The organism is Pseudanabaena sp. BC1403, from assembly GCF_002914585.1.
Lineage (GTDB): Bacteria > Cyanobacteriota > Cyanobacteriia > Pseudanabaenales > Pseudanabaenaceae > Pseudanabaena.
Genome location: NZ_PDDM01000018.1, coordinates 1 through 23,244 on the forward strand (window position 1 = coordinate 1; position 23,244 = coordinate 23,244).

26 protein-coding genes are annotated in these 23,244 nt (G+C 41.6%); 16 read left to right on the plus strand and 10 right to left on the minus strand.

The genetic code is table 11. The features are described 5' to 3' along the window. The first annotated feature begins 78 nt into the window (after positions 1-78). From CQ839_RS16030 to CQ839_RS16050, 6 genes are all read left to right on the plus strand, one after another. Positions 79-627, plus strand: a complete 549-nt coding sequence (locus CQ839_RS16030) for a tetratricopeptide repeat protein (protein ID WP_181016221.1) — start codon at positions 79-81, stop codon at positions 625-627. Next, positions 624-938, plus strand: a complete 315-nt coding sequence (locus CQ839_RS16035; protein ID WP_103669302.1) for a hypothetical protein — start codon at positions 624-626, stop codon at positions 936-938. The genes CQ839_RS16030 and CQ839_RS16035 overlap by 4 nt, the downstream gene beginning before the upstream one ends. Continuing rightward, positions 935-1,171, plus strand: coding sequence for a DUF2283 domain-containing protein (locus CQ839_RS16040; protein WP_103669303.1), 237 nt, complete (start codon positions 935-937; stop codon positions 1,169-1,171). The genes CQ839_RS16035 and CQ839_RS16040 overlap by 4 nt, the downstream gene beginning before the upstream one ends. A gap of 138 nt (positions 1,172-1,309) precedes the next feature. Next, positions 1,310-1,438: a hypothetical protein gene (locus tag CQ839_RS25740; protein ID WP_258040759.1), complete on the plus strand. Its 129-nt coding sequence runs from the start codon at positions 1,310-1,312 to the stop codon at positions 1,436-1,438. Between the two features lie 43 nt (positions 1,439-1,481). Further along, positions 1,482-1,763, plus strand: coding sequence for a hypothetical protein (locus tag CQ839_RS16045; RefSeq protein WP_103669304.1), 282 nt, complete (start codon positions 1,482-1,484; stop codon positions 1,761-1,763). Next, positions 1,744-2,181 (plus strand): HNH endonuclease, encoded by a 438-nt coding sequence (locus CQ839_RS16050; RefSeq protein ID WP_103669305.1) that lies wholly within the window; start codon positions 1,744-1,746, stop codon positions 2,179-2,181. The genes CQ839_RS16045 and CQ839_RS16050 overlap by 20 nt, the downstream gene beginning before the upstream one ends. A 768-nt stretch (positions 2,182-2,949) precedes the next feature. Here CQ839_RS16050 and CQ839_RS16055 read toward each other — a convergent pair. After that, positions 2,950-3,543 carry a sulfite oxidase-like oxidoreductase gene (locus CQ839_RS16055; RefSeq protein ID WP_103669306.1) on the minus strand — a complete coding sequence of 198 codons (594 nt, stop codon included), beginning with the start codon at positions 3,541-3,543 and terminating at the stop codon, positions 2,950-2,952. Between the two features lie 423 nt (positions 3,544-3,966). On the opposite strand from CQ839_RS16055, the gene CQ839_RS16060 reads away from it, so the two are divergent. Both CQ839_RS16060 and CQ839_RS16065 read left to right on the plus strand, forming a co-directional pair. Beyond that, complete coding sequence (locus tag CQ839_RS16060; protein ID WP_103669307.1) at positions 3,967-4,572, plus strand: DciA family protein; 606 nt, start codon at positions 3,967-3,969, stop codon at positions 4,570-4,572. Between the two features lie 281 nt (positions 4,573-4,853). After that, a complete protein-coding gene (locus tag CQ839_RS16065; RefSeq protein WP_103669308.1) occupies positions 4,854-6,245 on the plus strand; it encodes an NAD-dependent malic enzyme in 1,392 nt (463 codons plus the stop codon). Between the two features lie 98 nt (positions 6,246-6,343). On the opposite strand, the gene CQ839_RS16070 is transcribed toward CQ839_RS16065, so the two are convergent. Both CQ839_RS16070 and CQ839_RS16075 read right to left on the minus strand, forming a co-directional pair. Further along, a complete protein-coding gene (locus tag CQ839_RS16070) occupies positions 6,344-7,012 on the minus strand; it encodes a hypothetical protein (RefSeq protein ID WP_103669309.1) in 669 nt (222 codons plus the stop codon). 122 nt (positions 7,013-7,134) lie between these two features. After that, a complete protein-coding gene (locus CQ839_RS16075; RefSeq protein ID WP_103669310.1) occupies positions 7,135-8,454 on the minus strand; it encodes a 3-isopropylmalate dehydratase large subunit in 1,320 nt (439 codons plus the stop codon). 309 nt (positions 8,455-8,763) lie between these two features. Between CQ839_RS16075 and CQ839_RS16080 the strand changes: the two genes are divergently transcribed. The 5 genes from CQ839_RS16080 (at position 8,764) to CQ839_RS16100 (ending at position 13,262) form a co-directional block, all read left to right on the plus strand. Then, positions 8,764-10,497 carry a zinc metalloprotease HtpX gene (locus CQ839_RS16080; RefSeq protein ID WP_103669311.1) on the plus strand — a complete coding sequence of 578 codons (1,734 nt, stop codon included), beginning with the start codon at positions 8,764-8,766 and terminating at the stop codon, positions 10,495-10,497. Positions 10,498-10,603: 106 nt separating this feature from the next. Next, a complete protein-coding gene (locus CQ839_RS16085; protein WP_103669312.1) occupies positions 10,604-11,233 on the plus strand; it encodes an HNH endonuclease in 630 nt (209 codons plus the stop codon). A 222-nt stretch (positions 11,234-11,455) separates the two neighbouring features. Continuing rightward, positions 11,456-11,728, plus strand: a complete 273-nt coding sequence (locus CQ839_RS16090; protein ID WP_103669313.1) for a hypothetical protein — start codon at positions 11,456-11,458, stop codon at positions 11,726-11,728. Between the two features lie 3 nt (positions 11,729-11,731). Next, positions 11,732-12,259, plus strand: a complete 528-nt coding sequence (locus CQ839_RS16095) for an AlpA family transcriptional regulator (RefSeq protein ID WP_103669314.1) — start codon at positions 11,732-11,734, stop codon at positions 12,257-12,259. Positions 12,260-12,287: 28 nt separating this feature from the next. Further along, positions 12,288-13,262, plus strand: a complete 975-nt coding sequence (locus CQ839_RS16100) for an alpha/beta hydrolase (protein WP_103669315.1) — start codon at positions 12,288-12,290, stop codon at positions 13,260-13,262. 5 nt (positions 13,263-13,267) lie between these two features. On the opposite strand, the gene CQ839_RS16105 is transcribed toward CQ839_RS16100, so the two are convergent. From CQ839_RS16105 to CQ839_RS16140, 7 genes are all read right to left on the minus strand, one after another. Further along, entirely contained in the window at positions 13,268-14,065 is a 798-nt protein-coding gene (locus CQ839_RS16105) for an SH3 domain-containing protein (RefSeq protein ID WP_103669316.1), read from the minus strand. A gap of 41 nt (positions 14,066-14,106) precedes the next feature. Then, positions 14,107-14,586 carry a hypothetical protein gene (locus CQ839_RS16110; protein WP_146048751.1) on the minus strand — a complete coding sequence of 160 codons (480 nt, stop codon included), beginning with the start codon at positions 14,584-14,586 and terminating at the stop codon, positions 14,107-14,109. Positions 14,587-14,673: 87 nt separating this feature from the next. Continuing rightward, positions 14,674-15,033: a DUF4926 domain-containing protein gene (locus CQ839_RS16115; protein ID WP_103669318.1), complete on the minus strand. Its 360-nt coding sequence runs from the start codon at positions 15,031-15,033 to the stop codon at positions 14,674-14,676. Between the two features lie 19 nt (positions 15,034-15,052). Next, positions 15,053-15,370 (minus strand): DUF6883 domain-containing protein, encoded by a 318-nt coding sequence (locus CQ839_RS16120; protein ID WP_103669319.1) that lies wholly within the window; start codon positions 15,368-15,370, stop codon positions 15,053-15,055. Positions 15,371-15,613: 243 nt separating this feature from the next. Beyond that, a complete protein-coding gene (locus CQ839_RS16125) occupies positions 15,614-16,195 on the minus strand; it encodes a DUF4304 domain-containing protein (protein ID WP_103669320.1) in 582 nt (193 codons plus the stop codon). A 43-nt stretch (positions 16,196-16,238) separates the two neighbouring features. Then, positions 16,239-16,655, minus strand: coding sequence for a hypothetical protein (locus CQ839_RS16130; protein ID WP_103669321.1), 417 nt, complete (start codon positions 16,653-16,655; stop codon positions 16,239-16,241). 397 nt (positions 16,656-17,052) lie between these two features. Beyond that, positions 17,053-18,600, minus strand: coding sequence for an NAD(P)H-quinone oxidoreductase subunit N (locus CQ839_RS16140; protein WP_103669323.1), 1,548 nt, complete (start codon positions 18,598-18,600; stop codon positions 17,053-17,055). A 461-nt stretch (positions 18,601-19,061) separates the two neighbouring features. On the opposite strand from CQ839_RS16140, the gene CQ839_RS16145 reads away from it, so the two are divergent. The 3 genes from CQ839_RS16145 to ntrB are packed head-to-tail and all read left to right on the plus strand — an operon-like array spanning position 19,062 to position 23,132. Beyond that, positions 19,062-20,414: a CmpA/NrtA family ABC transporter substrate-binding protein gene (locus tag CQ839_RS16145; RefSeq protein ID WP_103669324.1), complete on the plus strand. Its 1,353-nt coding sequence runs from the start codon at positions 19,062-19,064 to the stop codon at positions 20,412-20,414. A gap of 49 nt (positions 20,415-20,463) precedes the next feature. Continuing rightward, positions 20,464-22,239: an iron uptake porin gene (locus tag CQ839_RS16150; protein WP_103669325.1), complete on the plus strand. Its 1,776-nt coding sequence runs from the start codon at positions 20,464-20,466 to the stop codon at positions 22,237-22,239. A gap of 56 nt (positions 22,240-22,295) precedes the next feature. Further along, the gene (gene ntrB, locus CQ839_RS16155; RefSeq protein ID WP_103669326.1) at positions 22,296-23,132 is read left to right on the plus strand and encodes a nitrate ABC transporter permease; all 837 of its coding nucleotides are present in this window, start codon (positions 22,296-22,298) and stop codon (positions 23,130-23,132) included. Positions 23,133-23,244: the final 112 nt, after the last annotated feature.

Sequence of the window (23,244 nt, forward strand, 5' to 3'; positions counted from 1 at the left end):
AAGTTTTGAAGCATCGCTGTGCTTATCTCAATGATATGCTTGATTCTTGTGAGTATAATTACTCAGTGCCAAACTGAGATGCTCCCAGCTGAATCTCACTATCTACGATCACTTGAAATCAGGGAAAGGCAGCTAGGGGAAAACAATCTCTATGTTGCCAACAGTCTCAATAATCTAGCAGAACTTTACCGAGTACAAGGAAAGTATGACGAAGCCGAGACTCGCTATCTAAGATCGCTCGAAATCTCCGAACAGGAACTAGGAGCAGATCATATCTATGTTGCTCCTGTTCTCAACAATCTCGGATCACTTTATTGTTTGCAAAGGAAGTACGGTAAAGCTGAATCCCTCTTGCTGCGATCACTCAAAATTAGGGAATTCCAACTAGGATTAGAACATCCTAATGTCGCTGACAGCTTATTCAACTTAGCTCAACTCTATCATACACAACGTTGTCCTGAAGCTCTACAATTCATCCAACGCGCCATCCAAATTTACAAACAAAAACTTGATATAGAACATCCGACAATGCAAAATGCACTTGCTTGGCTCCAGAAAATCCGTACTGCCAATAAACCTAGTTTTTCTATAGAATTCTTGCTAAATATGAAACCTTCTATCCTATGAGTCGCTTTTTCCTATGTCCCTACCTAAACGCTAATGTTGAGCTTACCGAAGAGCGCGAACAGCACATTAACCAAAATCATCCGCAAACCCTTCCCAATTACCTTAGTGAACTAGCAGCAACCCTTGACAATCCCGATCAAGTCCGTCCAAGTAGCTTCGATCCTTCAGCCCTAATGTTTTCTAAATGGTTTGATACAATTCGGACAGGGCGATATTTAATTGCTGTTACCGTAACCGATGATCTAACTGAACGTCATTGGATTATCACAGCCTACACAGCCCGCAAAATCACTGGAGGTAATTCCCAATGAAATCCAACATGACAATCCGCTACGACAAAATCGGCGACATTCTCTACATCGATCAATGCATACCCTATGCAGAGCAAGAATCCGAAGAAATTGGTGATGAAATTATTGCCAGACTCAATCCTGTAAATGGCAACATTGAAAACCTAGAAATCCTATTCTTTTCTAGACGACTACAAACCCAAAATATCTTTGAATTACCAATTTTTGCTCAATTGCAACTCATCTCTGCTTAGCTAAAGCACTCAATCTTTAGTCTAGTAGGACTTTACGAATCGCTAGGGAAGTACATTGAAGCCAAACCTCTCTATCTGCGATCCTTAGCAAGTCTCAAGCAAAAGCTAGGACAATATCATCCCAATACCCAAACTGTAATGTCTTCTCTAACGATATTGCGATCGCAAATTTCTACAGGTATGAGTTCTGAAACATTACAACAAATGATTGCCAAAAATCCTGATGATATAATCAGATTGCTACAAGAAAACAATCCCGACAACTAATAAAAAGAAAAAAGCACAAACACTCACAATCAAAAAAATAGCTATGAACACAGCCACTAAAACAATCAAAGTTTACGATGAAATTGTTGACTTCATTGCATCTGGCACAACGCCCCAGAGAGTAATCGACTTCCATCTTTCTGAAGCCGCACAAGAACGTTTAGAAGATTTAGTTCACAGTGCTAAAAACAATGAACTTACAAAAGAAGATAAAAGAGAATTAGAGAAATATTTAGTATTAGAACATATCCTCAGACTCGCTAAAGCTAAAGCCTACAAGTATATCGACACTGGAATTAAAGAAAATGCCTCGATCTTACATTAGGACTGAGTTGCGGCGCTTAGTTGCACAACGTGCAGATTATTCATGTGAATATTGCCTGATTGCAGAAGAAAATACGCCATCTTGCCAAGTTGACCACATCATTAGTGTGAAACATGGCGGTGACTCGACAGCCGAAAATCTTTGCTATGCTTGCCTATTTTGTAACTTACAAAAAGGAACGGATCTAGGCTCAATTAATTGGCAAAATGGAGAACTTGTTAGATTCTTTAATCCTCGCAGAGATTTATGGAGAGAACATTTTCAACTAGATGGAGCGATAATTCGTTCAACTACAGACATCGGCGAAGTCACAGCAAGAATTCTTGATTTTAATGATGAAGATCGTACTTTAGAGCGACAAGTACTCATCGAAAATAACAGATATCCATCACGAGCAGCTAAAAATAAAATTGGCTAAATCGCCAACAATTCTCCAAAGCTAAAATACAATTTGCATGTCGCCTGATATCTTGGGTAGCGCGATCGCGAACAATTATCGGAAAAGCCATACCTGCTATTGCTCTGTTCCAAGTACCGACAATCGGAGATCTTGCCAATAAGCTGAAGTTACCAGTTCAGCATTTAGCAAATCCAGAAAATAATCTGCCACAGTATTATAAGTCCCAGACTGAATCTGTCCTTTAACATAGGATTAGGCTAAAAATATATGTATCAAGTCACAGTAGATTATGCCAAAGCAAACCTTGATGAACTATGCGATCGCGTTTGCTGCCATCAATAATCTTGGCGATTACTAACGTCAAAAAAGCACCCTATCTCAAAAGCAGATAAGATGCTGGGACATTTTCTGGAGAAACTTTAGAAGCTATAGGCAGCATTCGCTAGGCTTAAAACAGCGATCGCGCTCACAAAAAACTTAAAGGAAAAAGCTTGGAGATCAAAGATAGTCATAGTCATGAGGAGGCTAGAGTGTAGAGAGAGCATTTGCCAAAACTAAAACAGCAATCGAACCAAAGTAGAACTTAATAACAAATCTACCAAAATGAAATACTGACATTGCCTTGCTCCTCACTTCCATATAACCGTACTTAGTATCAGGTTTTCCTCCAAGATATGACGTGATATGAGCCTTTTAGGTTTCGTGACTGTTTGCATTAAAATTTGCGATCGTGATCACTAGTCATAAAAAAATGAGAGTTGCGACGCAACTCTCATTTTTTATAAATTAAAGCGAACTATATCTTTCTTCAGCAAATGGTTCTCCACGATGGTGGTAGCCATTCCGTTCCCAGAAACCGAGTTGCATTTTGTCGAGGAACTCAAGCCCATTTAGCCATTTAGCGCTTTTCCAAGCATATAGATGGGGAACTACTAGTCGCATGGGACCACCATTATCAATCGGCAAAGGCTCATCAAAAAGCGTATGGGCGAAGAAATTCTCTTCTCTCGCAAAATCTTCCATGGCAATATTTGTCGTATATCCACCATAGCAATGTTCCATTAAATGTACAGCTTGAGGATCGACTTCAATATATTTTAAGAAATCCGTAACCTTGACACCCTTCCATTTCACATCGAGCTTTGACCATGTGGTTACACAATGAAAGTCAATTGTAAATTCTGTTTGCGGCATTGACATGAAGTCATCCCATGAGAATGTTTTCTCTGTCGCTAATCCCCATACGCGAAATTGCCAATCTTGACGCTTGATTTGGGGAGTATCTCCATAGGTCATGATGGGGAAGCCATTGGTTAGCCTTTGTCCTTTAGGAATACGATCTTGATTTGGCGATCGGGATTGAAATAAACTTCCAAACATAGAAAATTCTCACTCAAAATCAACTGTAAATATTATCGCTGTTTTCAGAAAATAAGGTGATTTCCAGTCTAAAATTTATCCTGCCATAACCCTGCCCTTGGAAAGCAGAGTGAATCAGATTTCTAGTTTTTTTCTTCCCAATCTGGAAATTAAAGGAGGTACATCTGAAAACAAATAATACCAAAACACAAAAAGGCGTAGCCATTTTGTGTTTTTAAAACCTTTACAGGGTTTGGTTTATACCAATTCACGAAAGTGTAGCAACACTTTTGTGAATTGGTATAAACAGGTGATGACACTTCTTGCTGGTAATTCTAATTATAAAAATTTATTAGTTCGAGTTACTGCGCTTTGCGATGTGACTTAAATGGAGACAGCCATAAAAATGCTAATCTTAAGCAAAGTTATGTTTGGTTTACGACAATGTCCTTAACAGGATTACCAAATATTTTGAACGGCATTCAGTCGCGTACTAGTTGGCAGCAACGCTGTCAATATTTACTGATTGTCGAAAAATGGGCGGAGATTGTCGGTGAGTCGGTGGCAAAACAAACTTGCCCAATTGGGGTGTATCAAAAAGCTCTACAGGTCGCTGTATCGAATTCAGTTTGGTCGCAGGCTCTGACCTTTGAGCGCGTCAGGATTTTGGCGAAGGTGAATGCGCTGTTTGGCGGTGCTGGGACTTTAGCGATCGCCGATATTCATTTCTCGACTGCAAAATGGGCTACCCAACAACAAACCTTAAAAGAACAAAAGGTTGTCGCTGAAGATCATCCGAGTTATTTACCTCCTGCGATCGCGAATGAATTAGTAACTAATCGTAAACTGAAGCCAAACCTTAAAATTAAATTAGAAACTCCTAAAGCCCCTGAAACTGCCAATGAAGCATTCCAACGTTGGCAAGATGTAATGAAGTTAAGAACTCATCAAATGCCCAAATGTCCTCGATGCGATCGCCCTGCCCTCACTGGTGAAATATCCCGTTGGAGTATGTGCCGAGTTTGTGCGATCGAATATTTATTCAATTAAAACATTTATCACTGCTACATCATACTAATTCACAAAAGTGTGACAACACGTCTGTGAATTAAAACCCAAACCCTGTAAGGGTTTTAAAAACACAAAATGGCTGTGCCACTTTGTGTTTTGGTATCACGGGAGCGGTGATAAATATTTAGCGTAAAGAAAGTGGTGCTTAACCCCAATTTCTTTATGGATGTGTGATTTGTAACGCAACACAAACAAACAATCAGGTAACATTGCATAGAGTCGAGCTTTGCCTGACTCTATGCAATTAATAACTCTTCACGATGCAACAACTAACACCTAATCCTAGCTTTAGCTTAACCATCCGCGTGCAACTCCTCAACCGCGCAGGAATGCTATCTTCAGTCATTGGCGTTCTAGCTGAAGCGGGAGGGAATCTCGGACAGATTGACCTCATCCAACAGACTCGCAAAATTTCAGTGCGCGATATTACGGTAAATGCTTATAGCGCCGAGCATATGGACAAATTGATTGCCGTCGTGAAGGCAGTCCCCGAAATTCGTGTTCTTGATGTTTACGATCGCACTTTCCAAATTCATAAAGGTGGCAAAATTCATCTAGAAGCCAAAGTTGCTGTCAAAGGACAAGATGACCTCGCGATGGTTTATACCCCTGGTGTAGGGCGCGTATGCATGGCGATCGCGGAAGACAAGCGCAAAGTTTATGACTACACGATCAAATGCAACACGATCGCGGTAGTTACCGATGGTACGGCTGTATTGGGACTAGGCGATATTGGTCCTGAAGCTGCTATGCCTGTCATGGAAGGTAAAGCAATGCTCTTTAAACAATTTGCGGGACTAGATGCATTCCCAATTTGTTTGAATACTAAAGATGTCGATGAAATCGTGGAAACCGTAAAACGCATTTCTCCTGCATTCGGTGGTATAAACCTTGAGGATATTAGCGCCCCACGTTGCTTTGAAATTGAAAGACGACTCAAAGCCGAATTAGATATTCCTGTTTATCATGATGACCAACATGGCACAGCGATCGTGGTAGTTGCTGCCACACTCAACGCTCTCAAGGTTGTCAACAAACCTATCGACACAGTGCGAATTGTGATGAATGGAGCTGGAGCCTCAGGTATCGCTGTAGCTCGTCTCCTGCGTGAAGCAGGTGTGAAGCGAATCGAGATGTGTGACTCTAGAGGTTGTATCAGCAAGGATCGCCCTGATCTCACTGCTGAAAAACTAGAATTTGCTAGCGATCGCTCTGGTTCTCTCGCAGAGGTGATCAAAGGTGCTGATATGTTTGTCGGTTTAAGTGTAAAGGGCGCACTTACGCCTGAGATGGTCAGAAGTATGGCTCCTGCACCGATCGTCTTTGCTATGGCAAATCCTAATCCCGAAATTCAGCCTGAACTAGTGGAAAACGATGTTGCAGTAATCGCCACAGGTCGAAGTGACTATGCAAACCAAATTAATAATGTATTAGCGTTTCCAGGGATTTTTCGTGGTGCACTTGATGCAAGGGTTACCCAAATCACTACCCAAATGAATTTAGGGGCAGCTCAAGCGATCGCTTCTTTAGTCAGCAGTAGCGATCTTGCTCCTGATTTTATTATTCCTTCTGTATTTGATCCCCGCGTTTCCCATGCAGTTGCTGCCGCAGTCCATGCAGTGGCACGTCAGCAAGGACTAGCTAACGCATAAATAAAAGGGCGTGCAAAGCACGCCCTTTTATTTATTAGGACTTACGCATTAACCGAGATTCGTAGGGGCAATTCATGAATTGCCCCTACGAATCTCGGTTATGTTTGCATGGAGATAAATTCATCAACTAAATTTAGGAGTCTTTCGATCGCATCATTGAGATTTATCGACTTCACAGGAAATCCATGAGCGACGCGATTTCTAATCTCGTTTAAAGCGATCACAGTTTCAAACTGATGATTAGAAATACCTAATTGATCGTGAAGATGATGGATCATCAAAATCGTTGGTAAGCGATCAATAGGAATTAATGTATGTCTTGCATGTCTTCGCATCAAGATCTCGGCAAATATCCAAAGCGATAGAAAGGCAGCCTCATGTTCTCCAATCGAGATTAATTTGGCGATCCGTTCTTTGCGATGCAAGATTTGCGATCGCGTAAGTTTATGATCCTCAATATCTTCTTCAGCGATCGGCGTTGCATCTTCTCCAGTTATCAGCAAAAATCGCCAGCCACTATGCTCAGCAACATTTTTGGCAATCTCTCGATAATGGGCGATCGGTAAATTTGTAGCGACATCTTGAACCTCAACGATAAAGCCTTGATTCTCCGACATCTTCACCAATAAATCTGGGCTATACCCATTTAAATCAAATGGTAGCTGCTGGGTATGAGGTTGACGAATAACTTCATATCCCTGGAAACCATAGCATTCGATAACTTTTGTCTTGACCAAACTATTAATACTTGTACTACCTGAACGCATTCTTAATGCCGACTCATTGCTTAAGGCAAAAAACTATACCAGTTGTCAAAATGACGTTGACATTTTAGGGATAGGATAGGCGGCGCGAAGCGCCGCCCATCCTATCTAGTTGAGAATTGGTATTACATGAAATCACGCGGATCGGTGATATGTCCTGTCAAAGCAGAAGCCGCTGCCGTATAGGGTGAAGCAAGATAAATTTGCGCTTGCTTATTACCCATCCGACCAGGGAAATTACGGTTTGTCGTCGAGACACAAACCTCTGCCTCATTGACACGTCCAAAAGTATCTTGTGGCCCACCCAAGCAGCCAGCACAGGATGGTGAAGCTGGTTCAATGCAACCTGCTTGCAAGAAGATTTCTGAAAGTGTCAAGCCATCAATCTTCAAGCTGAATAGATCATTGTAAACCTTCTGTGTTGCTGGTACAAGGTAAGTAGGAACCTTGACCTGTTGACCTTTGATCAATTGAGCGGCGTGATAGAAGTCTTCAGTTTTACCACCAGTACAGGAGCCGATATAAACGCGATCGATCTTCACATCTTGTACTTCGCGAACAAGAGCGCGATTGTCAGGAGAGTGAGGCTTTGCCACTACGGGTTCTAATTTGGAGACATCGTAATGCTTGACGTAATAGTACTCAGCATCAGCATCGGCGTAGAGCGACTCAAAGGGCTTAGCGGTGCGCGATCGCACATAGTCGAAAGTCGTCTGATCTGGTGCAATTACGGCATTTTTACCGCCAGCCTCGATCGCCATATTGCAGATCGTCATCCGCTCTTCCATCGTCATTTTGGCGATCGCTTCGCCTTCAATCTGCAAAGCGCGATAATTTGCGCCACTAACGCCGATATCGCCAATTACTTGCAAAATCAAATCCTTAGCCAACAAATAAGGCGGCATTTCTCCATCAAATACAAACTTCATCGAGGCAGGAACCTTTAGCAATAATTTGCCCGTTCCCAAAACAAAGGCAGCATCGGTATTACCGATGCCTGTGGCAAATTGTCCAAATGCTCCCGCATTACAAGTATGGGAATCAGTGCCAAATAGTACTTCACCTGGTCGCGTGTGACCTTCTTGCGCAAGGGCAATATGGCAAACACCTTTATAGTCAGGATTCGCTTTAAAGTCCGAAAGATCGGTAATGTCGTAGAAATACTTAATGTCTTGCTCTTTGGCAAATTCTCTCAAAATATCAATATTGCGGTTAGCTCTTGTATCTTTGGTAAAAATATAGTGATCGGGGATCAATACTAATTTTTCTTTGTCCCACACCTTGGCATCTTGACCAAATTCACGCTTAAATACGCCGATCGTGCCAGGGCCGCAGACATCATGGGTCATTAGCAGGTCAGCATTCACCCAAATATTTTCGCCTGGGCTAACGTGATTTTTGCCCGACGCTTTTGCCAAAATCTTTTCGGTGAGTGTCATTCCCATAATTGTGATGTCCTTGCGTAGATGTTGATTCCTACTTGTTTTGTAAATTAAATTATAGTCTGAAGATCGGAAGTTTTTAAGTTATCCCCATCTGTCCGTAATAACAATTCTCATTTTGAGAATTGTTATTACGGACAGATGAAATTTAATCTTTACGTAAAATCATGATTATGGCGATCTCTATATCATAATTTGTATTGAATTATGTCGATGTTGATTGGGGCGGCTTGCAACAAAAACATCATGATACGGGACTAATACTCAAACTAAGGCTCAAACTAAGTCTCAATAAAATTGATAGAGGATTTTATGTCCACACCAGAATCAGAACTTCCACAAAAAGCAGGACGGGCTGCTCAAGTTGGCGCAAGTCTTGCCACAGCTAAAATCGCAGGTAACCTTGCGCTAGCCTCTAGTGTTACAATCGCCTTACTTGTGGGGATCGTATTTTCACTAGTTACCGCCACCATTTTTATCGTCAATAGTCCCAACCCTATTCTTGGATTTGGCGTTGCAGTCCTAGTCACGATTGTGGTGAATGCGATTATTTTCTTTGTGTCGCCTTGGATCATGGACTTGACTCAAGGCTGGCTCTATCACACTCGCTGGGTAGAAATCGCAGAAATCGAGCGACTCAGTCCTGAATCGGCTCGTGTGATTCAGCGCATCTGTAGTCTTAAGAAGCTGAAGCAGCCTCGCCTCGGCATTATTGATGATAATAATCCAACTGCTTTTACCTATGGTGCTTTGCCAGATAGCGCTCGTCTAGTAGTTAGTGCGGGTTTGTTTAAGTATCTTGACGATGATGAAGCTGCTACGGTTTATGCCCATGAACTGGGTCATATTGTCCATTGGGATTTTGCGGTGATGACTGTGGCTTCGACATTGGTGCAGATTACCTATTTGCTCTATGTCACTATCCGTGAACTCGGTAAAAGAATTAATGATGAACGTGCTGAAAATGCAGCGATGGTTACTGCATTTATCGCCTATGCGTTTTACATCATTGGTACATATATGGTGCTTTACCTATCACGCACTAGAGAATATTTCGCTGACCATTTTGCCGCAGAGCAGACTGGTAATCCTAATGCTCTATCTCGCGCTCTGGTTAAAATTGCCTATGGCATTGTCCAAGAAACCGAGAAGTCTAAAGAACCAAGCCGTTTGATGCAAGGTACTCGCGCTCTGGGTATTTACGATGCTAAAGCTGCTGCTTCTACTGGTACTGCCTATCAAATTTCTTCTTCTCCAGAAAAAGTTGGTCGCCTATTTCTCTGGGATTTATTTAATCCTTGGGCATGGTGGATGGAGTTAAATTCGACGCATCCGCTGACGGGTAAGCGAGTCCGTGCTCTCAGTAACTATGCTGAGCAACTGGGACTAGCGATGGAATTTGATATGGGTCATGTAGTTGCCGAAGGTAAACGCCTCGACAAAAAGCGTCTTTATGGCACGTTCTATCAAGATGTCTTGCTCTATGGAGCAGAGTTTATTGCGATCGCAGTTGGTTTAGCGATCGGTGCTGCTACATACACAAGTATTGGCGGGCTGAGAGCATTTGTGGCAATTCCTCTATTGTTACTTGGAGCGGTGATGATCTTTAAGCGATCGGTCATGTTTCCAAGTTCCAAGAATGCGCCTACGAATGATGTGATTACCCTCATGTCTGATGCCTACGCTAGCCCTTTGCGCGGTCAACCTGTGCAATTGGAAGGAACTCTGATTGGTCGTGGTGATGCGGGTTATGTGTTTGGTTCTGATCTGAAGTTACAGGACAAAACTGGCATGATGTATCTGCTCTATGCTTCGCGTTGGGGCCCTTTGGGGAATTTCTTCTTTGGCATGAAGCGTGTAGAAGGCTTGATCGGAACAGAAACCACAGCAAAAGGTTGGTTCCGTCGCGGTGTTGCGTCTTGGATGGATTTAGAACTTCTATCTACCAAAAATGGCAACAAAGTTTCCAGTCATCCTGCCTTTTGGGGTTTGGTTTTGTCAATCATCTTTTTAGCGATCGGTACGCTACTATTTTTTGTTAAATAGTTTCTAACCTACATACTAAGCAATAAAGAGAGGGCGATCGCTCTCTCTTTATTGTGAGATATAGACAAGTAATTTCATAGACGTTTAATTAAGCTTTCAATCAACTATGAATCGCAAAAAAGCAGATGAATTAAGTAAGGAATTTGGATTAAATGTTGTTCAATCTCGCTATAGTGATTGGGGGAATTTCTACGGTTTAGTTCAAAATTATCCTTGTGCTCTCTGGGATAAATCGGGTTATGTCATTTTTAATAACGAGGATGATCTGAATATCCCTGAAATCTCTGTTGCTAAAAGAATCAACATACCAAAACGAATATCCTCTCTAAAAACTTATAAGCTAGTACTTCATGAAGCTCAATTACCAGAAGAGCTACCTAGCGGAGTTGTATATCAGGAAGGTACTGCACAAAAAATTATAGTAAATAAATATGAAAGAGATAAAAACGCACGATACGCTTGCTTGTCACATTACGGTTATATCTGCCAAGTATGTCATGTGAAACTCAGTGATGTTTACGGAGCTATAGCTGAAAATCTTATTCATGTACATCACCTCAAGCCAATAAGTGAGATTGGTGAAAATTACACAGTAGATCCAATCTCCGATTTGCTCCCTGTTTGCCCGAATTGTCATGCAGTCATTCACTTGAGAAATCCTCCATATTTACCTCAGGAAGTAAGCCATATGCTTCATAAAGCTTCTACATCTCAAACTGATAAAATTGCCATTTAACTGCCCATTAGTCTACAGAAATATCTTTAATCGCAATTCAAGTTATTCTGCTAATTTTTACGACAATTTATCAAGCGATCGCTAGCTACTTAGAAGATAAGCGATCGCAGTTGGTTTAGAGATCGGTACGTTACTATTCACTTTGCCAGCTTTAATTTCTAAACCTAGTTGTCACTTGACAACTACCTGCTTAGGGGGTAGCCTGTACAAATAAAAGTTTTTATGACAAGACGATCTCACTCAAAGTCAGAAATTGAGGCAGCCTTGAGATATGCCGAACAAAATGGATGGCGCGTTGATGTTGGTGGCGCTCATGCTTGGGGCAAGATCTATTGTCCTTACAATGACAAAGAATGTAGGTGTGGAATTTTTTGTATAACGAGTATTTGGAGCACTCCCAAAAATGCTAGTAATCATGCGAAGCAAATTCGTCGAGTTGTAGATAACTGTACAAAGCATAACAACGCAGATGATTTTTGCGTAGAAGAGGAATGAGTAATGAGCGAGTATGAATTCACTTTAAAGTTTAATCTTCAAAATTCACATGTTGACCCTAACGAGTATGTTGAGCAACTATATGAAAATGGGTGTGATGATGCCTTAATTGGAATTGGAGCGAAAGGATACATAGCACTCGATTTCATTCGCGAAGCTTCGTCAGCTTATGCGGCTGTTTCTAGTGCTATTACTGATGTAAAAAATGTAATTCCCCAAGCGAATTTAATTGAAGCAACACCAGATTTTGTCGGTTTGACGGATGCAGCAAAAATCCTTGGATGTTCTCGTCAAAACATCAGAAACCTCCTTGTCAAAGATCAATCCAAATCTCCTTTGCCAGTTTATGAGGGAACACCTTCAATTTGGCATTTGGCAGACATTCTCATTTGGTTGCGAGAGGAAAAGACTTATTCAATTGATGACTCATTACTAGAGATCGCTAAAATCAATATGAACTTTAATGTTGCCAGAAGTTGGCAAAAAATAGCGCCAGATCTTCAAGCAAATATTAAAGCTTTGGTTGTTTAGATAATATTATTTCTTTTTAAAATGTGAAATGCCGATCGCAATTCAAGTTGTTCTGCTGATTTTTACGACACTTTATCAAGCGATCGCTAGCTACATAGAAAATAGGCGATCGCCTATTGGTCAGCTGATTGATGTCGGTGGATATCGGCTGCATCTTTATACTCTAGGAGAAGCCAAACCAACAATCGTGCTAGACCATAGCTTAGGTGGCGTAGAAGGCTATCTGTTGATAGAGGAATTAGCCAAACTAGGACGAGTATGTATTTGCGATCGCGCAGGATATGGATGGAGCGACCATAGCCCACATCCTCGCACCAGCGGGCAAATTGTCAAGGAACTAGACCTATTGCTAACTCAAGCCAAAATTGAGCCACCTTACATCTTGGTAGGCGATTCCTTTGGTAGTTACAATGTCCGACTATATGCACACTTGTTTCCTCAAAAAGTTTCGGGCTTAGTCCTCACCGATGGACTGCATGAGATCGGGATGCTAAATATGCCGCTCCAATTAAAGGCACTCAAGTTGTTTTTTCTGTCAGGCTTTGTGATGTCTATCTTTGGCTCAGCATTTGGGGTTATTCGATTATTGAGAACATGTAGAGTATTTGAATTAATCAAGCCAGAGTTACGGAATTTTTCTGAAGAATCTCGCGATCGCGTGAAGCATTCTTTTTGTCTTCCCAAACATTGGATAACGATGAGCCGAGAGATCATCAATCTAGACAAAAGTTCAGCGCAAGTGAGTGTCGCTAAACATTTTGGCTCATTACCTATAGTTAGCATTAAAGCCGCCTCCTTCTTTAAGCCTGCATTTTGGACTGCATTTATTCCTCTGCGAAGCATTAATCAGTTACGAGATAAAATGCATCTAGAGCTAAGCCAATTATCCACAGATTGTCAGCAAGTTGAGGCAAGTCAAAGTGGTCATTTTGTATGGGTAGACCAGCCAGAGCTACTGGTAAACGCGGTAAAAACTGCGATCGATAAAATTGCTGCGCATTAAGCATTCTATGGTTTATCAAAGCGAATCATACTTACTGGCGAAGTAAAACTAATATTTTTAGTTTTAATCCATCCTTTCTTTCCATATGGAAACTCTACCCCAATCCAGCCACTATCTGTTTGCGCCTGAAAAACAGTAAGAACCTCATGCTTTGAAATCATACTGACAATATTTGATCGCGCATCTGGACGTTCCCGAATTTCGACACAATCGCCTAACGTCCATACGTACCGTTTATTTTGACTCTTCCATAACTGTTCTACTCGATTCCATTGTGCAACTACTTCTCCTCTGAAAAACTGCAAATCAAAATTTTCGTTGAGACTTGCTCCAGGTAAATCCGTAACTCCGAGATAAACTGTCTTTACTCCATCTGGCTTGACAAAGAGATACATACTCTCTTGACTGGTGTCATCACCCATGTAAAACAATAGTTCTTTTCGCCCATCGCCATCTAGATCTTTATCCAAAGTTAATTTATGAATCCAGTAACTAGCCAGACTAGTTCCATAGGACTGTTCAAGAATGACCTTGCCTGTTTGCTGTCCATCAGCATACAAGGTATATCTCACAAACTTTCCTGATAATGTCTGACAAGCGTTTGAGTCATATTTGGGAACTAAAACTGGACGAATAAAATAGCTAGCAACAATGCGATCGGGTTTTCCGTTGTTGTCAATATCTTCGTTAATAACAGTTTCAGATTTTGGCAATTCTAAATTAGTCTTTGTGCTTGCCAAAGCAGGAAGACAACTAATTGATGAAAATCCTATAATTAAAGCGATTCCAAGATTTTTTATCATTTATCCAATTCCAACTAACTTTCTGCAAAACTGGAAAACCATTAGGGATTAACCCAATACCGAATAGTAAGTTGGGTTGTTTGGGAAGACGAACTCATGCTAACTGATGTTCCTGCCCAGCCCCGCAAGTCACTAAATGGAATATTCTCACCGAAGACATAACGCTTTTTCTGGATTGCTCTTTTTTCGAGAGCTTCAGGAAATTCACGAAAAGGATCTAATCCTGTCTGTGTCTCTTTCCTCCACTCTCGTACAAGACTTGCTGCTTTAGTGAGTGCTTCCGCATGTGTCAATAGAACACCTCGCTTAGTGGGGAACTCGAAAACAAAAACTTGGATGATACTGGTACAAGCATTCCATGTGAGCTTTCCACTCACATCTCCAGACAGCTTTGCCTGTTTAACGCCATTGGTTTCTTTCAATGTGCAATTATTCTTTAGCGGAGCACTCAATATTTCTTGTGTAAATAAGCCTGATAAAACCGCGATCGCAAAAAAATAAGGTAGAACTTTAGCTCTCATTCCGATCCTCCAAAGCATTATGTGTATATGCGATCGCTAAAATAGTTTTAGAAATAGGAAGGGTGACAGCCATAAGAGTATTTTCAGCTAAATAGATTTTTCTAGGTTTAAGCTTGGTAGTTCTTCCAAAATTTCTTCGGGACTGTAGCCGTTTAATAGTTTCTCAATGTACGACTCTAAATGAACTAGTTTTACTACGCTCAATCGATGCAGTTTTTCTAGTATTTCCATCTCTTTTTGCCATTGTTCGACAGAGATAATTTGTGATTCGGCAACTTCGACTGTCACATTTGGAATATTAAACCCTTCAAGACTATAACCATCTTGCGCCAATTCAGTCATGGGATAATGTTCTACAACCGTAGCAACTGAACCACGTTTGAGGTTATACGTGGGTATATCTTGCAGCAAGACAACTTCAGAGAATAAAGGAAATTTAGGTTTCATGTATTTACTCGCGATCGCTTTAACGTTTAGGAACTAAGGTAACAAACTTTGCCTGTTGATTTGCTAACATCCAGATAGTAGTAACTTCAATTTCTACTCCGTTAACTCCTTTTAGGGTTGCATCAATTCTATACTTAGTCCCGTAGATCGTTGTTTCTACAAACTTGGCAGGCTGGGTCAAAATTTGCGCTCTCAGGTCAATTTCTAACTGCTGCCAATTTTCTAATGTGTAACCAGCTTTCTGAAGAAATTGTGATTTGTCATCTTTGGGCAAAAGCACCAAGAGATATTTTGTCAATTTTTCTTCGGCGATCGCTGTATTTGTGGGCAGAAGCATAATCTGTTTCGTAAGTCACTACTGATTATAGCTTTTGGTAAATCAACTATGATTTTTATCTAATTCGATCGCTAAGTAAAAAGTATATTTTCATGAAGTAAGTAAAAGTTCTTTTTTTACCTGTTCTCTATGTGATCGCACCCTAATGATCGCTTCTGACTGTTCTTTTTTAACCATTCTTGATACTGCTGTTCTTGTGACTTCTCTAGAATAAAATCAGGTAATCTGGACATAATAAGCATTTCAGTCTATTGTCCACCGAGATTCGGGAGGCAATAAACTGAAGTATTGAGAATTAACAATGTTCCAACAGTTGTTGCCGAAGTTGTTAGGATCTGAATCATACGACCTACCCAAGGCATCGAATATTTTATCGGCACACATTTCCAAAGTGTTTCGTAAGAGGTGGAGTTGGCTAATCAATTCATCTTCTGTACTGTATTCCCAACGACGGGATGAGTTGTAATCCTCAATTTCGGATTTTTCCTCGAAAGTGAAAGACTTCATAAGCCTATTCCGCTCTTCGTTAGTGAGTTCGTTAGAAAAAAATGTTTGGTAGTGTGCTGGGAAAGCTAAATTAGTGGGACGATCAAACCTTCCTCCACCACTGTGTATGGGTATGCTATCTGATATCAACTGAAGGTTGAGATAAAACTTGTATGGTGGACTAAGATGATTCCACATTGAGCGTTGAACATAGATTAATTCAGCGTAAGTATCGCGTGGTCGAGTAAATTTTGTATTCTTTGTCGTAAATCCTTTAGCGGCAAGAACTGGTTTGACGATTGTTCGTAGATGTTTTGTAAAGGAGAAGTGTTCAGCCATTTATAACCTCATAGATTGAGAGTAATAGTAGAAGTTATAGTTCTCAAAAATGCTCCCAAATACCATTGTAATTATCAAGTAATCGATGAGATGGTTGTTTTGGGTCAAATGCATATAAATGAACAATAACAGGCATCTCTTTGTCCATATGCTCCCAATACAAAACAAACGTTCGATCTTCTAAGTACCATAAACAAGCTTCATTGACTGGCAACCAGATTGGGAAAGTATCGTCTCCACGCTTGACTATAGTTCCGTTAAAACCAAGATTTTCTGATATGTAGGTAATTGCTTCACGATAATACTGTGCAGCCTCGTTATAAGCACTTATAAAATCATTCTCATCATAGTTATTCCAGAAGTCACGAGTTTCATACAATTCAAAACTATCAGCCCATAAGCAGTCAGATAGGAGAGATTCAAGAGAATGCTTGACTTTATCTAGTAATTCTCCAGACATTATTTTGGCTCCTTGCAGGTTGGAGTTTTCAATTCACCCTGAAATCGAGGAATAACCCAACAAAAAACATTACCAATTACACAGATACATAAACCAAATAAGCCAATACTATCATTGACAACTCCAAATACTCCCAAAAGCAGGAGCAAAGAACCCAACGAGATCATGTATGAGCCAATTAAACTTAGTTTCATTGTTCTATTACACAGTTTGACTATTAATTTTATGGTTTAACTCTCATGTTAACGAAAATTCAACCTGTGTTTCCCTGCAATGTAAATTTAGGTTGATCTAACAATGTATTAGCCAAAGTTTGTTGTAAGTGACAAAAAATACAGCTAATTAAGAGATGCTAAAATTCGCTAAAAAAAGGGCGCAAAGCGCCCCAGCTTTAGATTTATTGTGCAGTTGTTGTTAGCACTGCCACTGATTTTGCATTCGGTGCTTTAGCTTGGAGAAACTTAGTTTCTTTTACAGCTTGATTGGAAAGTGAGAATAGAGGGTTAGAAGCAATACCTGCGATCGCAGTAAATATTAGTGTAAATACGAGCGCTGCCTGTAAAGGCTTCATACCAACCTGAGTCCATGAGATCTCAGGATAATTGCGAATCGACTCAGACATTTCTTGAGGCTCTTTGACCACCATCATCTTGACGACGCGGATGTAGTAATAGAGAGAAACTACACTCATGACTAGAGCTAACAATACCAAGCCATAAGCTTGAGCTTGCCAACCAGCCCAGAAAATGTAGAGCTTACCGAAGAAACCTGCCAGAGGCGGAATCCCCCCAAGGGAGAGTAAGCAAACACTCAGTGCCAAGGTGAGTAGAGGGTCTTTTTGGTAGAGACCACTGTATTCGCTGATTTGGTCGGTTCCCGTGCGAGAAGCAAACAGAATCACACAGGCAAAAGCACCCATGTTCATGAATAGATACAAGATCAAGTAAAAGATCATGCTGGCATAGCCTGCTTCGGAGTCGATCGCCATGCCGAGCATCACAAATCCTGCTTGACCGATGGATGAATAAGCAAGCATCCGCTTCATACTGGTTTGCGCGATCGCAACGACGTTGCCCAAAACCATGCTTAGAACTGTCAATACCACAAACACGTAATGCCATTGCAGAGAAGCAAGAGGGAAAACGGTAATTAAAAATCTGAGAGCAAGTCCAAAACCTGCAACTTTCGAGCCAATCGACAAAAAGGCAACTACAGGAGTTGGTGAGCCTTCATATACATCAGGTGTCCATTGGTGGAAAGGTACTGCCGAGAGCTTGAAGGAAACTCCCGCAATTACAAACACCATTGAAATGATTAGAGCAGTATTGCTCACGGTGATCTTCGATGCGATCGCAGCTAGAGAAGTTTCGCCGCCCGATAGTCCGTATAGCAAAGACATGCCATAGAGGAAAATCGCGGAGCTAGCTGCACCGACTAATAAATATTTAAGTGCGGCTTCATTAGAGCGGGGATCGCGTTTGGTATAACCAGAAAGTAAGTATGACGAAATACTCAAGGTTTCTAGGGAGACAAATACCATCACCATCTCGTCAGCACCAGTGAGGAACATTCCGCCCAAGGTGGCACTGAGCAAAATCACCAGATATTCACCCACCACTACACCCGACTGCTCCAAATAACGTACTGAGACGAGGATCGTTAAGAGAGCCGATAGGGCAATAATGCCGCGAAAAATAATGCTGAGTTTGTCACTATTAAAACTGCCAAGGAAGGCGATCGGGTTTTCTAAGCCCGTCCATTGCCAGATCAAAGCGCCTGTGGAAACCGCTAAACCTGCGATCGCAATGTAGGGTAGAACATTTGCCGATTTTCGACCTGAAGCAATCAGATCGACGATCAATACGAGTACCAATGTCCCAATGACGATTAGTTCTGGCAAGATCGCGCCACTATTGAGCAGAGCATTGAGACTTGCTGTATCCATACTTAATTCATGTGTTGTTGCTATGGCAATTGTATAGCAAAAATAGAGTCGCTCTTATTTCTTGCAACCTTCTCTATTTGAGAATTACCTGTCAGAAATCTGCAAGTAAGGTGATGACATCAAACCCTGATCTATCCTTTGGCAGCAGGACTTAGGTAGATTTTGTCCTAACTATAGTCAGCTCAATATATAGATAAAATACTATGTATTGTATAAAAATAATAGACTTTACTCTATTAAGGTTTAACTCTAAGATATCAATAGCAACGAATCAATCGTTCTCAAGTTTTTTCGCTAAGTCTTCTCATAACTTAGCCTCTAAATCTGGGTGAGTTGAGATTGCCTTTAAATTTGCAAGCTGCAATTTAACTAAGGGCGATCGCAGCTTGGCTTTGCGCTGACTTAAATAACACCTTAAAAATTTAATCACTTTTTCTAACGTCAATTAAAGGAACGAAATTATGTCTGATTTCAAGCACAACATTTCACGGCGGCGCTTTATCGCCACAGCAGGAGCAACCGCTCTCAGCTCAGTTTTGCTCAAAGGCTGTCTTGGTAATCCCCCCGAAGACACCCCAACTATTACTTCGGCACAGGCTACCAAAATCAGTATTCCCACTGAGCAAGTCCCAGAGATTACAAAAGTGAGACTTGGATATTTGCCAATTATTGAAGCCGCCCCTTTGATTATTGCTAAAGAAAAAGGCTTTTTTGCTAAGTATGGAATGACTGATGTCGATATCTCCAAGCAAGCCAACTGGGGCGCAGCTAGAGATAATGCCAAAATTGGCTCTTCCGCAGGTGGTATCGATGGCGGTCAGTGGCAAATGCCCATGCCTTATCTGATTTCGGAGGGCATCATTACTGACAATCTCAAAATACCCATGTATGTATTGCTGCAATTGAATACACAGGGAAATGCGATCGCGATCGCGGATAAGCACAAAGACAAAGGCTTGACGCTAAAAGCAGATAAGGCAAAAGCTTTATTCGACAAAATGAAGTCTGATGGCACTAGATTTAAGGCTGCTTACACCTTCCCAAAATCTAATCAAGAATTTTGGATTCGTTATTGGTTAGCCGCTAATGGAGTCGATCCTGATGCTGACATTGAACTGTTGACTGTGCCTGCCGCTCAAACTGTGGCAAACATGAAAACTGGTTCGATGGATGCCTTCAGCACAGGAGACCCTTGGCCCTATCGCATCGTTAAAGAGAAGATAGGCTTTATTCCTGCGCTGACTGCGGAAATTTGGAAAGGACATCCTGAGGAATATCTAGCAATGCGAGCTGATTGGGTGGATAAGTATCCTAAAGCGACAAAGGCTATCCTAAAGGCGATTATGGAAGCTCAGCAATGGTGTGACAACTTCGATAATCGCAAAGAATTAGTGCAGATTGTTTCCGTCAAAAATTATTTTGGTGTCGATCCTGAAATTCTTGAAGACACGATGATGGGCAAGTATGACATGGGTGATGGTCGCATCATCAATGACAAGAGCATGGCTCCACTCTATTGGAAAGACTCGAAAGGGAATGTTTCCTATCCATATCAAAGTCATGATCTCTGGTTCATTACCGAAAGCGTGCGTTGGGGATTTTTGCCAAAGGATTCTCTAGCTACAGCTAAGGATTGGATCAAAAAAGTGAATCGTGAGGATCTTTGGCGTGAGGCGGCAAAAGAAGCTGGTATTCCTGCTGCCGACATTCCGACTAGTACTTCTCGCGGTATTGAAGAATTCTTCGATGGCACAAAGTTCGATCCAGAGAATCCACAAGCCTATCTTGATGGTTTGAAGATCAAGAAGGCATAACTAAAAAATCTAAATAACAACCTAAAAATTACTGTGTGAGGAATATCAAATGAAGAAAATTTACTCTATTGCCAAGATTGGTCTAATTTTGTCTGGTTTGCAGCTATCTTATGGTGCGATCGCTGTCTCTGCCGAAACAAAAACTGAAACAAAAACTGCTGTTGATTCAAAAACTCTTGTTCTCGCAGAAAATGTAACTCCATCAACTTCTAGTAGCAATAAAGCTCCTAGTTCTGAAGTGTCTCAGTTGAGTGCCGAAATTCGCCGTGACACTATCAGTACTAATACAACTGCTCAGAATGTCACATCTGTTTCGCAGCTATCTGATGTGCGTCCCACTGATTGGGCTTTTACAGCTTTGCAGTCTCTCGTTGAGCGCTACGGTTGTATTGCAGGATATCCCGATCGCACATTTCGCGGCAAACAAGCAACCTCACGCTATGAGTTTGCGGCTGGCTTAAATGCCTGTCTCGACAAAATCAACGAGATCATTTCTGCTGGACTAGCTGACAAGGTTAGCAAAGAAGACCTTGCAACTTTGCAAAAGCTTCAAGAAGAGTTTGCTGCGGAACTTGCTACTTTGCGTGGTCGTGTTGATGCCCTTGATGCGAAGACCGCCAAGCTTGAGGCGCAACAATTCTCGACCACAACCAAACTAAGTGGAGAAGCGATTTTCAGCGTTTCGGGTGCAACAGGTGCAAATACTGGGGGCACAAACACTAACATTGTTTTTAATAATCGTGTACGCCTGAATTTATTAACCAGCTTCACTGGTAAGGACTTATTGATTACGGGCTTGCAAGCTACAAATATCAATAGTCTAGCTGAACCTTTAGGCTATGCCGATCCCCTTGGTAGTTCTAGTAATGTCCGATTGGGATTTGAGAATCAATTCCTCAATTTCAATCCATCTAACTCCAATACAGCAGCCGCAAACTCGGTCAACCTTTACAAGTTACTCTACATTTTCCCTGTTGCTGATAAGCTGACGATGTTTGCTGGTTCTAATGCAGAAGTTTCCGACGCTTTCCCAGCGATCAGTCCTTTTGCTAGTGAAGGTCAAGGTTCGATCTCTCGCTTTGGTCAAGGTTTAAATGCTGCGACTCGTGTATCTGGAGGTACATCTGGTACTGGGCTAGCTGCTGCCGTTGGTTTTATTTGGGCTCTTTCCGATCAGGTCGATTTTAGAGCTTTATATGGAAGTGTTAACTCTGCGATCGCTACTAATAGTCCCACTACTCTACTTGGAGCAGGATTCTTTGGCGGTAGTAGCGTTGCGGCTGCTCAATTAACTCTCAAACCCACTTCTACTCTTGATATTGGGCTCAACTATGCCAATAGCTATCACCAGATTAATATTTTGGGGACTGGCTTAGCTCGCGCAGACATTGGTGCAATTAATGCAGGAGGACTAGGCAACCCCATCAAGATGGACTCCGTAGGTGCAACTTTGACTTGGCGCTTTGCTCCCAAGGTTGCCTTTAATGTATCGGGTGCTTGGATCTTTGCAAACCTTACTGGTGTCAATGCTTCAACTACCTTTACTAGTTGGATGACAGGATTCCATTTCAGTGATGTATTCAATGAAGGAAATACAGCTGGAATTATCTTTGGGCAACCTCTTGCACGGAGTTCAGCAGGTGGGATTGCCACGATTCCCACTGGATTGACGGCAACTCCATATCATTTAGAAGGTTATTTCAATTTTAAATTGTCCAAAAACATCAGTGTTACTCCAGGCGTATTCTTTGTGTTTAATCCAGAGGGTATCAATAACGCGCCTACTGCGACTGTCGGTGTAGTTCGGACAACATTCACATTCTAGGGTTTTCAGCTAAGAACAGTTTTAATCAACAATAAAAAAGTAGGAGTAACAAGTTTATGGCAGCAAGTATTGGTAATCGCAATTCGTCAAATGCGATCGCGAAGTTTTGGCAGAAAAATGCTCAAAATTGGGCGCTCCCAATCATTGGGATTTTAGGATTTCTCGCTGTATGGCAACTTCTCTCAAGCATTGGCTTAGTTAAATTGCCTGGGCCATGGAATATTATGCTTGAGAAATCCACTCGTAATTTATTGCTTTATCCTTTCTTCGATCGCGGTGGTACGGACAAAGGGCTATTCTGGCAGACTCTGGCTAGCTTTGAGCGCGTGGCTAAGGGTTACTCATTAGCGGCTGTCGTCGGTATTGGAGTCGGGATTCTAGTTGGCACTAATGCGGTTATTGACAAAGCTCTCGATCCATTGTTCCAATTTTTGCGCACCGTTCCACCACTTGCTTGGGTTCCGATCGCACTTGCTGCACTCCGTCAAAATGAACCAGCCGCCTTGTTTGTTATCTTCATCACCGCAGTTTGGCCAATCCTATTAAACACTGCCGTAGGCGTTAAGCAAATCCCTCAAGACTACCGCAACGTTTCACGAGTGCTACAACTTTCACGCCAAAAGTATTTCTTTAAGATTCTGATTCCTTCCGCTCTTCCCTATATCTTCACTGGTCTACGCATTTCCATCGGTCTTGCATGGCTCGCGATTATCGCCGCAGAAATCATCATGTCAGGTATCGTCGGTATCGGCTTCTTTATTTGGAATGCTTACACTAACGATAAGGTCGGTGAAGTTATTCTGGCTCTAGTTTATATCGGTGCTGTTGGCTTGATCCTTGACCGTGCCATCGGCTGGCTTCAGAACGTGATTTTGCCTGAAGAACAGAAGTAGATTGAAATACCCCCCTTAGTCCCCCCTTGCAAGGGGGGAGATAAGAGATCTTATTCCCTCCCCTTATAAGGGGAGGGTTAGGGAGGGGTTCAAGATTAATGTTATAAGAGGA